The sequence below is a fragment of the Streptosporangium amethystogenes subsp. fukuiense genome (genome assembly GCF_042665875.1).
Lineage (GTDB): Bacteria > Actinomycetota > Actinomycetes > Streptosporangiales > Streptosporangiaceae > Streptosporangium > Streptosporangium fukuiense.
This window is the reverse complement of the sequence record NZ_JBHTEE010000001.1, coordinates 6,627,579-6,641,317: the sequence shown is the minus strand read 5'-3', so window position 1 is coordinate 6,641,317 and position 13,739 is coordinate 6,627,579. Positions and strand designations below refer to the sequence as shown.

The window sequence follows — 13,739 nt, the reverse complement described above, 5'->3', positions numbered from 1 at the left end:
GACTACTGTCTTGGACAATCTGTCCAACCGGAGGTCGTGGTGCGGTGGGTCGAGTCCGGCGACGTGCGGCTGGCACTGTTCGAGCAGGGTGACCCCGCCGCCCCCACGGTCCTGCTGGTCCATGGCTACCCGGACACCCACCGGGTCTGGGACGAGGTCGCCTCGCTGCTGGAGGACCGCTTCCACGTGGTCCGCTACGACGTCCGCGGTGCCGGGCTCTCCGGCGCCCCGCGTGCCACCGAGGGCTACGACTACGACCACCTGGCCGCCGACATGACCGCGGTCCTGGACACGGTGGGCAAGCCGGGAGTGCACCTCGTCGGGCACGACTGGGGTTCCATCCAGGGCTGGAGGCTGATCGGCAGGCCGGGAATCGAGGAGCGGATCCTCTCCTTCACCTCCGTCGGCGGCCCACACCTGGACCAGGCGGCCCACTTCGTACGGCACGGCCGTCCGCGCGAGGTCGCCGGGCAGCTCCTGCGCTCCTGGTACATCGGCGCCTTCCAGATTCCCGTCATCCCCGAACTCGTCCTGCGCGCCGTGCTGCCGCGCGTGATGAGAAGGTCCGTGCGGGCGGCCGGACGCCCGGGACACCCCGCGGACACGCTCGTCAGGGACGGACTGAACGGCCTCGGCCTCTACCGGGCCAACATGCTGACCCGCCGGGGGACGCCCGCCGAGCCCGTCTCCCGGACACCCGTCCAGCTCATCGAGACCACGAGGGATCCGTTCGTCTCCTCCGCGCTGCTCGCCTCGACGCGCCTGTGGGTGCCAAAACTGTGGCACCGCCGCATACCCGCGGGTCACTGGGCGCAGCGCAGCCATCCCCGGGTGCTCGCCCGCATGATCGCCGAGTTCGCCGAGCACGTCGAGGGGGCACCGCCCTCCAGGGAACTGCGCGGGGACCGGCCCGGCAGACGTGGGCCCTACGACGACCGGCTGGTGGTCGTCACCGGTGCGGGCAGCGGGATCGGGCGGGCCACGGCCCGCGCCTTCGCCGCGCACGGCGCCGAGGTGATCTGCGCGGACATCGATCTCGGCGCGGCCGGCCGCACCGTGCGGGGCATCGTCGCGGGTGGGGGCACGGCGCACGCCCAGCAGGTGGACGTCGCGGACGCCACCGGGATGGAGGAGTTCGCGCGGACGGTCAGAGACCGGTACGGCGTGCCCGACATCGTGGTCAACAACGCGGGAATCGCGGTGGCCGGCCCGTTCCTCGCCCACTCGGTCGACGACTGGCGGCGGACCCTGGACGTGAACCTGTGGGGCGTCATCCACGGCTGCCGCCTGTTCGCCGCCCAGATGGCCGAGCGCGGCCAGGGCGGTCACATCGTGAACGTGGCCTCGCTCGCCGCCTTCCTGCCCAGCCGGCTGCTGCCCGCGTACTCGACGTCGAAGGCGGCGGTGAAGATGCTCAGCGACTGCCTGCGCGCGGAGCTCGCCGGGCAGGGGATCGGGGTCACCGCGATCTGTCCCGGGTTCGTCTCCACCGCGATCGCGCGGAACGCCACGTACGTCGGCGAGCTCGCCGAGGGCACCGGCAAGCCCGCGGGGAGGGCGCTGGCCGCGCGCGGGTACCCGCCCGAGCGGGTGGCCGCGCACATCCTGCGCGCGGTCCACCGTGACCTGCCCGTCGTCGCCGTGAACGCGGAGGGCAAAATCGGTTACGCGCTCTCGCGGATCTCCCCGGCGGCCGTGCGCCGGCTGGCACGGCTGGCCGGCGGCGAAATCTCGCGATTGGCGAATAAGCACTGACCTGACGGCGTTCGGCGGGCAAGATGGTGGGGTGTCCATCGTGCCTGCCGAGGATCCCTGCGAAGCCCCGCTGCGGCGTCAGCCCACCCAGCGACGGAGCGCACGGCGCGTGGAGCGAATGCTCGACGCGTGCGCCGACCTGCTGGACGAGATCGGCTACGACGCGCTTTCCACCACGCGGATCGCCGAGCGCGCGGGGGTCGCGATCGGCTCGGTCTACCAGTTCTTTCCCGACAAGCGGGCCATCGCCCAGGCGGTGACCCGGCGCCACATCGAAGGGTTCGTCTCCCGGATCGGGAGACGCTTCCTGTCGGAGGACTACGCGGGCTGGTGGGACGCGGTCGACGCGATCATCGATGAGTACGTGGAGATGCACAGGACCGTGCCGGGTTTCCGGTCCCTGCACTTCGGCGACGTGGTCGACCTCAACCTGCTCGACGCCGGTTCTGAGAACAACACGGTGATCGCCGGACGGCTGCGCGGCCTCCTCCTGCAGGAGTACGGCCTGGCCGACAGCGAGGAGTTCGACCTGGCCATCCTGGTCGCGGTGGAGGCCGGAGACGCGGTGCTCAAGCTGGCGTTCCGTCGTGATCCGAACGGCGCCCCGGAGATCGTGGCCGAGGCCAAGCGCCTGATCCGTGGCTATCTGAACCGTCAGTTCGCCCGGGTCTCGGTCTGAGAGGGCTGGGGGAGAAGGTTCTCTTCGAAAGGCTCGCCGGTGCCCTCACGCGGATTCCCGCCGCCGATCGAGTCCGGCGTGGCGGACACGGGCCCCGCGTCGGTGAGTCGTTCCCGATACTGCCGGGCCCTGCCCCGGCGTTCGAGCTGGGACCACCGCTCCTGCGCGAAGGTCCCGCCGGCCATGCCTGCCGCCCCGGCCGTCCCGGTCTCAACGCGTCTCTGTGCCGTCGGTCTCCGCGCTTCCGGCCCCTGTGGGTTCTGCCAGGCTGTTCCCGGTCTCTGGGGGCTCTGCCGCTGCACATCCTGCCGTTGCGCGCGCGGCCGGCTCTCGCGTGACCACTCCGCGCCCGGCTCGATCGGCACCGCTACGACCGTGCCGGGTCCGGGCGGCAGCGTCCCGGACTCGACGCGGGAACTCCGGACGGGCTCGGGGGGCTCGCGGCCAGAGGGGGTGACCGGTTGGAGACGCCGTGCCCGATGGACCCGCTCCATCCTCTTGATCCGGGCGGCGAGCTTCTCATGACGGAGCCTGCTCTCCAGGGTGAGCAGCTCCTGGTGGGCCTGGTCGATCGCCTCCATCTTGACCGACAGATATCCGGCGGATCCCGGAACGATCACAGAGAAGGCCAGGAGAAGCATCAGGGTGAAGGCCGTCTGCCTGGACATGCCCATCGCAGCTCCTCCCGATGATGTGCTCCCCTAGCAGGAGTCGTCGCTCATATGCCCGTTTTACTGGAGAAACACGCGCACCGTAGTCGTTCGTTTACTCAAGGTCATATGGCCAATACCTGCCGTTGGCCGTACGCGGTCGAGCGTCGCTCGGTACTCTCGCGATGTGGCGCATGTGACACGTGAGCAACTTGATCGATTGCTTGAGCAGGCACTTCTGGCCGACGATCACGAAGCCCTGGCCCGGCGACTCGAAGCCCTGGTCGAGGCGTACGCGTCCGGCGACATGTCGCGGGCGGCGATCCTCGTGCTCGCCGCCGAGGAGTGGCGGCAGGCCGGACAGCCCGCTCGGGCCCTCGACTGCTTCCAGCGAGCGGTGGACGACGGTGGCGAGGTGAGCGTCGATCCCCGGGCCGGGATAGCCGACACTCTTTTCGAGCTCGAACAGCCGGACGAGGCGAGAGAGGTGATCGCGGCGATCCACGCGGTCGGTGGGGTCACCGCGGCCACCGCTCTCACGGTCGCCGAGACGCTCGTCGCCTACGGAGACCTCGGGGAGGCCCATCGGTGGGCCACCGAGGGGGCGCACCAGGCGGTGGAGGGCGGTGGCGAACACATCGCCCTGCTCAGAACCCGCTACCGGATCCGCGTCGACCTCGGGCTCCCCGAAGACGAGCTCGACGCCCTCCTCGACGCTTCCTGCTGACGGCGGGCCGCCCTGAAACCAGGAAAGGGCCGTGCCCGTTGGGGCACGACCCTTCCTCCGTGGTGGTTCGCGATCCGGTGGTTACCCCACATTGAGGCCCGGGATCGCCCTCTCCAAGGCGGGGAGGACGGAAGGCTCCGCGCCGCCCTCCGCCGTGGCGGCCTCGCCCGCGGAGGTGTCCGGCGCCGCGGAAGTCTCCGGCGCCGCGGGGGCCTCCGGGCGTGCGGCGGCCGGAGGCTCCACCACCGGCGTTTCGGCCGACGGCAGGTCCTCGGTGACGGCGTCCGCCTGGGCCGGCTGGGGTAGCGGCGCGTCGTCCGGCGTGACCGCCGCTTCGGCGGGTCGCTCGGGCGCCGGCGGCACCGGGGCTCGCAGCCAGCTGATGCCGTCGCTGGGAGCACCCGGCGCCCCCGGCAGGCCGGGCAGGTCCGGTGCGTCGGCCACGATGCTCACCCAGGAGTTCGTCCACTCGTGACCGGGAAGGCTCGACTGCCCGAAGGGCAGCGCGTGGAAGCCGGTGCCCGCGGCGACGCCTCCGGCATCGGCGAAGCTGACCAGCGCTGAGGCCTGGGAGAGATCCGGCAGGTCGGTGACGTGTGCGAGCCGCTCCGCGGTCACCGGCACCTCGCCGGTGCCGGCGGTCACCGATGCCTCGGCGCCGTCCGTCGCGACCGGCGTCCCGCCGATGTTCGCGGTCACCGGCGTCTCGCCGGTGTTCGCGGTCATCGACGCCCCGGAACCGTCTGCGATCGCCGGTGTTCCGGCGTCGCCGGCCTCCTCGCAGCCGGCCGCCATGGCCCCGGGCGCCTGCTGCGCCCCCGCGGCCTCGCGCTCCTGGCAGGGCGCGACCTCCGCCGAGGCCGGAGAGACCATGGTCCAGCCGGCGCCTGCGGTGAGCAGCGCCACCGCGAGGATTCCCCTGATGTTCCGTGATGAGTTCGACATGCACATCCCCCTGTTGCGTTCGGTAATCCGATGACTGCCGAACGTAACAGGGGGGTCTTGCCCGGGGGCGCGCTTAGCCCAATGGTGGTCGAGCCATTACCGGGGCCCATCCGGTGATGGTCAAGCCCTTACCGGGCCGATGTTCAAGGAGTCGCTCGCCTCGTCGAGGTCGACCAGCACCTCGTCGCCGTCCTGGACCTCGCCGGAGAGCACCTCCTTGGCCAGCTTGTCGCCGATCGCGGACTGGACGAGGCGGCGGAGCGGACGCGCGCCGTACAGCGGGTCGTAGCCGGTCAGCGCCAGCCAGTCGCGTGCCGCCGGGGTCACCGTCAGCGTGAGCCGCCGGTCCGCCAGGCGCCTGCCCAGGTGGGTCACCTGCAGGTCCACGATCCGGGAGAGCTCCTCGGTGCCGAGCGCGTCGAACTGGATCACGTCGTCGAGCCGGTTGAGGAACTCGGGTTTGAACGAGCCCCTGACCGCGGCCATCACGGCGGTCCGCTGAGCCTCCTTCGTCATGCTCGGGTCCACGAGGAACTGCGAGCCGATGTTCGAGGTGAGAATCAGGATCACGTTGCGGAAGTCGACGGTCCGGCCCTGGCCGTCGGTGAGCCGCCCGTCGTCGAGCACCTGGAGCAGGATGTCGAAGACCTCGGGGTGCGCCTTCTCGACCTCGTCCAGCAGCACCACGGTGTACGGCCTGCGCCGCACGGCCTCGGTGAGCTGGCCGCCCTCCTCGTAGCCCACGTAACCGGGCGGGGCGCCCACCAGCCGCGAGACGCTGTGCTTCTCGCCGTACTCGCTCATGTCGATGCGGACCATCGCCCGCTCGTCGTCGAACAGGAAGTCCGCCAGCGCCTTGGCCAGCTCCGTCTTGCCGACGCCCGTCGGGCCGAGGAACAGGAAACTGCCGGTCGGCCGGTCCGGGTCGGAGATGCCGGCCCGCGCTCGCCGTACGGCGTCGGAGACCGCTTCGACCGCCTGCCGCTGGCCGATCAGCCGCCTGCCGAGCTCCTCCTCCATGCGGAGCAGCTTGCCGGTCTCGCCTTCGAGCAGCCGGCCCGCGGGGATGCCGGTCCACGAGGAGATGACCTGGGCGATGTCGTCGGCGCCGACCTCCTCCTTGACCATCGGGTTCTCGGGCTGGGCGGCCTTGCTGGCCTCGGCGAGCTTGGCCTCCAGGCTGGGCACCTCGGCGTACATCAGCCGCGAGGCGGCCTCGAAGTCGCCGTCGCGCTGCGCGCGCTCGGCGGCGCTTCGCACCTCGTCGATCTGCTTCTTCAGGTCACCGACCCGGTTGAGCCCGGCCTTCTCCTGCTCCCACCGGCCGACCAGGGCGTTGAGCTCCTCCTGGCGGTCGGCGAGTTCCCCGCGGAGCCGCTCCAGCCGCTGCAGGCTGCTCTCGTCGGTCTCCTTGGCGAGCGCCAGCTCCTCCATCTTCATCCGGTCCACGTTCCGCTGGAGCTGGTCGATCTCGACGGGACGGGAGTCGATCTCCATGCGGAGCCGGGAGGCGGCCTCGTCGACGAGGTCGATCGCCTTGTCGGGCAGGAAGCGGGAGGTGATGTAGCGGTCGGAGAGTGCGGCGGCGGCCACCAGCGCGCCGTCGGCGATCTGGACCTGGTGGTGTGCCTCGTAGCGCCCCTTGAGGCCGCGCAGGATGGCGATCGTGTCCTCGACGGTGGGCTCGCCCACGTAGACCTGCTGGAACCGCCGCTCCAGCGCGGGGTCCTTCTCGATGCGCTCGCGGTATTCGTCCAGCGTGGTGGCGCCGATCATCCTCAGCTCGCCGCGGGCCAGCATGGGCTTGAGCATGTTGCCCGCGTCCATCGCGCCCTCGCCGGCGCCCGCGCCGACCATGGTGTGCAGCTCGTCGATGAAGGTGACAACCTGGCCGTCACTCTCCTTGATCTCCCCGAGCACCGCCTTGAGGCGCTCCTCGAACTCGCCGCGGTACTTGGCGCCGGCGACCATCGCGCCCAGGTCGAGCGCGATCAGACGCTTGTCGCGCAGGCTGGAGGGCACGTCACCCGCGACGATCCGCTGGGCCAGCCCCTCCACCACGGCGGTCTTTCCGACGCCGGGCTCGCCGATGAGCACCGGGTTGTTCTTGGTGCGGCGGCTGAGCACCTGGACGACGCGCCGGATCTCCGAGTCGCGGCCGATCACCGGGTCGAGCTTGCCCGCCCGGGCCCGCTCGGTCAGGTCGATCCCGTACTTCTCCAGCGCCTGGTAGGTGTCCTCGGGCGTCTCGCTGGTCACCCTGGCGTGCCCGCGTACCTTCTCGAAGGCGTCGAGCAGCGTGTTCGGGCTCGCGCCGCGCGATTTGAGCAGTTCGGCGATGGGGCCGCCGTCCGTGGCGAGACCGACCAGCAGGTGCTCGGTCGAGACGTAGTCGTCCTCAAGGCCACGGGCCCGCTGGGCCGCCGTGTTCATCACGGTGAGCAGCTGCCGGGAGCTCGACGGGGCGCTGACCGTGGCGCCCTGTGCCTTCGGCAGGGCCGCGAGCTGCTTCTCGGCCTCGATCCGCAGTTGCTTCCAGTCGGCGCCCACCGCTTCGAGCAGGGGCACCGCGGTGCCGCCGGTCTGGGCGAGCAGTGAGGTGAACAGATGAGCGGGGGCGACCTCGGGGTTGCCCTCCGCGGCTGCCCGCCGGATGGCGGAGGAGACCGCCGCCTGACTCTTCTGGGTGAGCTTGTAGTCCATTGACTTCCCTCGTGTGGTTCAGGAGGTGCTGCCGGCGACGCCGGCGCGTCGCGGTTCGGCCACTGGGTCCGGTGACTTCCCCCGTCACCGGCGCGGTCTCACGGGCCATTGGCGACGTCGGCGCGTCGCGGTTCGGTCGCTGGGGCCCGGTTCCTTCCCTCGTCGGTCCAGTCACCGGCGCGACCTCACGAGTCACCGGCGACGCTGGCGCGTCGCGGTTCGGTCGCTGGGGTCCGGTTCCTTCCCTTGTCGGTCGGGGTCGTTCGTTCCTCACGGCCCCGACCTCCTCGGTCCAGTCACCGGCGCGACCTCACGGGCGGGAGTTCTCAGGCGGGGGGCAGCTGGTACTGGATGAGGGCGCGGATCATGTTCATCTCCGAGCGGAGACGGTGGTTCTCGTCACGCAGGCGCAGGGCCTCCGTCTCGAGGACCAGGATTCGCTTGATGCCCGCGAGGTTGATGCCCTCCTCCTGGGAGAGCCGCTGGACCTCGCGGAGCATCATGATGTCGCGGGTGGAGTACAGGCGTCCGCGTCCCGCCGTACGGCCTGGGCTTACCAGGCCGAGACGGTCGTACTGGCGAAGGGTCTGCGGGTGCAGACCTGACAGCTGGGCGGCCACCGAGATCACATAGACGGGTGTGTCATCCGACAGATCGAAGTAGTTGGCTTCCATGGCTACTCGCTTCTGGCCTGTTCGATGAGGTCCGCCCGTGGGTCACCACCCGAGGTGGCGTCGCGGAACTCCTCAAGGGCCCCTCTCGCCTTGTCCTCCAGCTGCTGTGGCACCAGAACCTCGATCGTGGCGAGCAGATCGCCCTTGGTGCCGTCCTTGCGTGCCACACCCCTGCCGCGCACCCGGAAGGTGCGGCCGTTCGGGGTGCCTTCGGGGATGCGCAGCGTGACCGGCATTCCCTTGAGAATCGGCACCTTGATCTCGGCCCCCAGCGCCGCCTCGGTGAAGGTGACCGGGACGGTGACCGTCAGGTTCTCACCCGTCCTGCCGAACACGGAGTGCGGCTTGACGTGGATCTGGACGTAGAGGTCACCGGCGGGGCCGCCGTTCTCCCCGGGGGCGCCCTTCGCCTTGATCTTGATGCGCTGGCCGTCGCCGACCCCCGCCGGGATGCGGGCCTGGATCGTGCGGGTGCTCTTGCCCCGCCCGCTCCCCTCACACACCTGGCACGGGTCGTCCACCAGCAGGCCGCGGCCCTTGCAGTCGCGGCACGGCTCGGAGAAGGCGAAGTTTCCGAGGTTGCGGCTGGCCGCCCCGGTGCCCTCGCAGGTCGGGCAGACCCGCGGGGTGGTGCCGGCCTTGGCGCCGGTTCCCCCGCACGCGGTGCACGCGGAGGAACTGGTCAGGCGGAGCGAGACCGTGGTGCCCTCCACCGCCTCGGAGAAGGAGAGCGAGACCTCGGACTCGATGTCCTGGCCGCGCCGTGCCCTGGTCGACGTTCCGCCGGGGCGGCTCGCGCCACCCCGGTTGAAGAGGCCGCCGAAGATGTCGCCGATGCGCTCCCCGGCACCGCTCTGCTGGTTGGTGCCCCCGAAGAGGTCTCCCAGGTCGAACGGGAACCCACCCGCGCCGGTACGCGGAGCCCCCCCGGCCCCGGCGTAGCCGCCCAGACCCGATCCGAACAGCGTCCGCGCCTCGTCGTACTCCTTGCGGCGCTTGGTGTCGGACAGGATGTCGTAGGCCTCGGAGACCTCCTTGAACTTGGCGGTGCTCTCGGAGGTCTCCGAGCTTCCGGGGTTGGCGTCAGGGTGATACTTCCTGGCCAACTTCCGGTACGCCTTCTTGATCTCATCGGCCGTGGCGGTCTTGGGCACACCAAGGACGGCGTAGTAGTCCTTCTCCAAGTAGTCCTTGGTGCTCATCCACGTTCCTTCTCAGAGATTGGATCTTGGGGGGTCAGTTGTCGTCCGCGGCGGGCTCTTCGGGCTCGGCCACCGCGACTCGCGCGGGGCGGAGCACTCGCTCGCCGATCCGGTAACCGGGCTGCAGGATCTCCACGCAGGTCGGCTCTGTGACGTCGGGGGAGTAACTGTGCATCAGGGCCTCGTGCACCGTCGGGTCGAACGGTTCGCCCTTGGTGCCGAAGGCGCTCAGCCCCAGCTTCCCCGTGGCCGCCTCCAGCGACTCGCTCACCTTGGCGAAACCGCCGGTCAGCTCGCCGTGGTCGCGGGCCCGGCCGATGTCGTCGAGGACAGGAAGCAGTTCGGTCAGCGCGCCGGCCACCGCCTGCTCCTTGACCACGGCCCGGTCCCGCTCGACCCGCTTGCGATAGTTGGAATACTCGGCCTGAAGACGCTGTAGGTCCGCGGTGCGCTCGGCGAGTTGGGTGGCCAGCTCGATCGAGGCGAGGTCCGATGCCAGGGAGGACGAGGACGACCTGTCGGCCTGTTCCTTGTCGTCCTGACCCGTGGCCTCCGCCGGGGCCGTCTCGCGAACCTGTCCCGTCTCCGGGTCTATCTTCCGGTTGTCGCGGATCACCGGCTCCTCCTCGGAACCGTTCTCGCGCGTGCTCACGCTGCTGCTCCCCTCGACTTTCCGGCCGTCACTTGGTGCCGCTGTCGCGCTTCGGCTCGTCGTCCACGATCTCGGCCTCGACCACGTCGTCGTCCGCCTTCTGCCCGGCGGTGGCGTCCGCCCCGGGGGCGCCGGTCGGGGCCTCGGAGGCCTGCGACTGAGCGTAGATGGCGGAGCCCATCTTCTGGCTGACCGTGGCGAGCTTCTCCGCGGAGGCGCGGATCTCGGACGAGTCGGTGCCCTCCAGAGCCTTCTTGAGCTCGGAGACGGCCTCGTTGACCTCGTTCTTGATGTCGTCCGGGACCTTCTCGGCGTTCTCGCCGAGGAACTTCTCGGTCTGGTAGACGAGCGAGTCGGCGTTGTTGCGCGTCTCGGCCTCTTCGCGGCGCTTCTTGTCCTCGTCGGCGTAGGACTCGGCCTCGCGCATCATGCGCTCGATGTCGTCCTTCGGCAGCGCGGAGCCGCCGGTGATCGTCATCGTCTGCTCCTTGCCGGTGCCGAGGTCCTTGGCGGAGACGTTGACGATGCCGTTGGCGTCGATGTCGAAGGTGACCTCGATCTGCGGGATCCCGCGCGGCGCCGGGGCGATGCCGGTCAGCTCGAAGGTGGCCAGCTTCTTGTTGTACGCCGCGATCTCGCGCTCGCCCTGGTAGACCTGGATCTGCACCGACGGCTGGTTGTCCTCGGCCGTGGTGAAGACCTCGGAGCGCTTGGTCGGGATCGTGGTGTTACGCTCGATGATCTTGGTGAAGATCCCGCCCTTGGTCTCGATGCCCAGGCTCAGCGGGGTCACGTCGAGCAGCAGGACGTCCTTGACCTCGCCCTTGAGCACACCGGCCTGGAGGGCGGCGCCGATGGCCACGACCTCGTCCGGGTTGACGCCCTTGTTGGGCTCCTTGCCGCCGGTCAGCTCCTTGACGAGGTCGGCGACGGCGGGCATGCGGGTCGAGCCGCCGACGAGCACCACGTGGGCGATGTCGGAGACCTTGATGCCGGCGTCCTTGACGACCTGGTTGAACGGGCCCTTGCACCGCTCGAGCAGGTCGGCGGTGAGCCGCTGGAACTCGGCGCGGGTGAGCTTCTCCTCCAGGTGGAGGGGGCCCTCGGCCGAGGCGGTGATGTAGGGCAGGTTGATGGAGGTCTCCGACTGGCTGGAGAGCTCGATCTTGGCCTTCTCCGCGGCCTCACGCAGGCGCTGGAGGGCCATCTTGTCCTTGGTCAGGTCGACGCCGTGGGCGTTCTTGAACCGGGTGGCGAGCTCGTCGACGACGCGCTGGTCCCAGTCGTCACCACCGAGGTGGTTGTCGCCGCTGGTGGCCTTGACCTCGACGAAGCCGTGGCCGTCCTCCTGGCCGACGTCGAGCAGGGACACGTCGAAGGTGCCGCCGCCGAGGTCGAAGACGAGGATGGTCTCGTCCTTGTCCTTGTCCAGGCCGTAGGCGAGCGCCGCGGCGGTGGGCTCGTTGATGATGCGCAGCACATTGAGGCCGGCGATGGTGCCGGCTTCCTGGGTGGCCTGACGCTGAGCGTCGTTGAAGTAGGCGGGAACGGTGATCACCGCGTCGGTGATCTTCTCGCCCAGGTAGGCTTCGGCGTCCTGCTTGAGCTTCTGCAGGACGAAGGCGCTGATCTGCTGCGGGGAGAACTTCTTGCCGTCGATCTCGACGGTCCAGTTGGTGCCCATCTCGCGCTTGACCGAGCGAATCGTCCGGTCGACGTTGGTGACGGCCTGCCGCTTGGCGACCTCCCCGACGAGGACCTCGCCGTTCTTCGCGAAGGCGACCACGGACGGCGTGGTCCGCGAACCCTGGGCGTTGGCGATGACGGTGGGCTCACCGCCCTCAAGAATCGAGACGACGGAGTTGGTCGTCCCCAGGTCGATACCTACCGCACGTGCCATGAGTACGTCCTTGTAGTCAAAGTTGAGTCGATGCCACTCATAGTGGAACCTCGCGTGAGGTTTGTCAAACGACTTGAGCCTATTGGACTCAACCTTCGACCGCGCGGAAGCATTCCCGATTTCCGGGCAACGGGCGGGATCCTTCATCCCCTCCGACGAGGGAACGCGCGTGGTCGTTCCCGGCGATGACCGGAGGTCCCCCGGTCACCGCCCGCGGGGGTCCGCTCAGGACGCGCGAACCCCGGAGAGTGCCACGTCAGCGGGCGCCGTCGACCACCTTGCGGGCGCCGAGCGGCTTCTTGAGCTTGACCGTCGTCACCTTCTGGATGGCGATCTCGATGCAGGCGACGTTCTGGGCCTTGCTGCTCGGGCCCTCCCAGAGGGTGACGGTCACCCGCTTGGCGGTCTCTCGTACGGTGACCCGGTCGAGCACGTTGCACGGCTCCACCCCGGACCACCAGGTGATCCGCAGGCTCCGGCCGTCCTTCGACGGAGTCGCCTTCAGCCACCTGACCTTGCGGGGATTCTCGGTGTGGCCCTCTGGTCTCGTCGGTCTGGGGCCGCCGCCGGTGGGCTCGTCCCGGGGGGCCACGGTGTGGCTCGCCGGCTCCGAGGGGCCGCCGGGAAGGGCGGTGCTCCGGCTCACCGGCTGCGAGGGTGCGGTGGCGCTGGGTTCGGTGCCGCAGCCCAGGGCCAACAGGAGGCTTCCGGCCAGGATGGGGGTCACGATCATACGCATACCCCTAAGACGGATCCGGGCCCTGGGAGGTTCAGGACACCCTGATGTCGCGCCGTACCTCGGCCGTGACCGCCGAAAACGTGACGAGGTCATTGTGGGCGGGCGGTGCGGTCGGCCCGTGGTGCACGGCGGTTCATGTCGATGGCGTACGTCCACATACATCGCCACTACCCGGCGCCGCTGGATGATTTCCCGGGAAGGGGGGCCGATAGGCTGCGGGGAGTTTCGATACCCGATTTCGAGGTGCTCACATGATCGCGATTCTTGGAACCGGCAAGATGGGGGAGGCCCTGCTGTCCGGGCTGCTCAGAGCCGGGTTCAAGCCGGGCGACGTGATGGCGACGGCACGACGTGCCGAGCGGGGCGAGGCCCTCACGAAGCAGTACGGCATACGGGTGGTGTCCAACGCCGAGGCCGCCAAGAGCGCCGACACGATCATCCTCGCGGTCAAGCCGCAGGACATGGGGTCCCTGCTCGCCGAGATCGCGGCGCACCTGCCGGCCGACCGGCTGGTCATCTCGGCGGCGGCGGGGATCACGACCTCGTTCGTCGAGTCGCGGCTCGGCGCCGAGATCCCGGTGGTCCGGGTCATGTCCAACACGCCGGTGCTGGTCGACGAGGCGATGAGCGTGATCTCGGCGGGAGCGCACGCCTCCGAGGAGCACCTCAGGCGCGCCGAGGACCTGTTCAGCCCGGTCGGCAAGGTGCTGCGCATCCCCGAGGCGCAGCAGGACGCGGCCACGGCCCTGTCGGGCAGCGGTCCCGCCTACTTCTTCTATCTCGTCGAGGCCATGGTCGACGCCGGAATCCTGCTCGGCATGCCCCGTGCCGCCGCCCTCGACATGGTCACCCAGTCGATCGTCGGCGCGGCGATCATGCTCCGTGACTCGGGCGAGCACCCGGTGATACTGCGCGAGGCGGTCACCTCGCCGGGGGGCACCACCATCGCCGCCATCGCCGAACTGGAGCGGCACAGCGTCCGAGCCGCCTTCCTGGCCGCCATCGAGGCCGCCAGGGACAGGGGACGCCAACTCGCCGAGGGCTGACCTAGCCCCTTTGTTAGGAAATTTTCCTATATAAGGCATCATTTCCTGCGGAACTCCGGGGAAGTGA

11 protein-coding genes and 1 pseudogene are annotated in these 13,739 nt (G+C 69.8%); 4 read left to right on the top strand and 8 right to left on the bottom strand.

Features of this window, described 5'->3' with window-relative positions:
• Nucleotides 1-39: 39 nt before the first annotated feature.
• Together ACFQVD_RS29040 and ACFQVD_RS29035 are read left to right on the top strand one after the other, a co-directional pair.
• Entirely contained in the window at nt 40-1,755 is a 1,716-nt protein-coding gene (locus tag ACFQVD_RS29040; protein WP_343980891.1) for an SDR family oxidoreductase, read from the top strand.
• 118 nt (nt 1,756-1,873) lie between these two features.
• On the top strand, nt 1,874-2,434 hold the full coding sequence (locus ACFQVD_RS29035; RefSeq protein ID WP_343981176.1) for a TetR family transcriptional regulator: 561 nt from the start codon (nt 1,874-1,876) through the stop codon (nt 2,432-2,434).
• Here ACFQVD_RS29035 and ACFQVD_RS29030 read toward each other — a convergent pair.
• On the bottom strand, nt 2,410-3,102 hold the full coding sequence (locus ACFQVD_RS29030; RefSeq protein WP_343980894.1) for a hypothetical protein: 693 nt from the start codon (nt 3,100-3,102) through the stop codon (nt 2,410-2,412). The genes ACFQVD_RS29035 and ACFQVD_RS29030 overlap by 25 nt on opposite strands.
• A gap of 169 nt (nt 3,103-3,271) precedes the next feature.
• Here ACFQVD_RS29030 and ACFQVD_RS29025 point away from each other — a divergent pair, with 169 nt between their 5' ends.
• Complete coding sequence (locus ACFQVD_RS29025) at nt 3,272-3,811, top strand: tetratricopeptide repeat protein (RefSeq protein ID WP_386272581.1); 540 nt, start codon at nt 3,272-3,274, stop codon at nt 3,809-3,811.
• An 81-nt stretch (nt 3,812-3,892) separates the two neighbouring features.
• Here ACFQVD_RS29025 and ACFQVD_RS29020 read toward each other — a convergent pair whose 3' ends face one another.
• From ACFQVD_RS29020 to ACFQVD_RS28990, 7 genes and pseudogenes are all read right to left on the bottom strand, one after another.
• Complete coding sequence (locus ACFQVD_RS29020) at nt 3,893-4,756, bottom strand: hypothetical protein (protein ID WP_343980901.1); 864 nt, start codon at nt 4,754-4,756, stop codon at nt 3,893-3,895.
• A 120-nt stretch (nt 4,757-4,876) separates the two neighbouring features.
• On the bottom strand, nt 4,877-7,459 hold the full coding sequence (gene clpB, locus ACFQVD_RS29015; protein ID WP_343980905.1) for an ATP-dependent chaperone ClpB: 2,583 nt from the start codon (nt 7,457-7,459) through the stop codon (nt 4,877-4,879).
• 421 nt (nt 7,460-7,880) lie between these two features.
• Nucleotides 7,881-8,133 (bottom strand): annotated as a pseudogene (locus ACFQVD_RS29010) (heat shock protein transcriptional repressor HspR); the annotation flags it as partial.
• 2 nt (nt 8,134-8,135) lie between these two features.
• A complete protein-coding gene (gene dnaJ / locus ACFQVD_RS29005) occupies nt 8,136-9,335 on the bottom strand; it encodes a molecular chaperone DnaJ (protein ID WP_343980911.1) in 1,200 nt (399 codons plus the stop codon).
• Between the two features lie 34 nt (nt 9,336-9,369).
• Nucleotides 9,370-9,987: a nucleotide exchange factor GrpE gene (gene grpE / locus ACFQVD_RS29000; protein WP_343980915.1), complete on the bottom strand. Its 618-nt coding sequence runs from the start codon at nt 9,985-9,987 to the stop codon at nt 9,370-9,372.
• 28 nt (nt 9,988-10,015) lie between these two features.
• A complete protein-coding gene (dnaK, locus tag ACFQVD_RS28995) occupies nt 10,016-11,887 on the bottom strand; it encodes a molecular chaperone DnaK (RefSeq protein WP_343980919.1) in 1,872 nt (623 codons plus the stop codon).
• Nucleotides 11,888-12,143: 256 nt separating this feature from the next.
• Complete coding sequence (locus ACFQVD_RS28990) at nt 12,144-12,620, bottom strand: hypothetical protein (protein ID WP_343980922.1); 477 nt, start codon at nt 12,618-12,620, stop codon at nt 12,144-12,146.
• 257 nt (nt 12,621-12,877) lie between these two features.
• Between ACFQVD_RS28990 and proC the strand changes: the two genes are divergently transcribed.
• Nucleotides 12,878-13,672: a pyrroline-5-carboxylate reductase gene (proC, locus tag ACFQVD_RS28985; RefSeq protein WP_343980926.1), complete on the top strand. Its 795-nt coding sequence runs from the start codon at nt 12,878-12,880 to the stop codon at nt 13,670-13,672.
• The last annotated feature ends 67 nt before the right edge of the window (nt 13,673-13,739 follow it).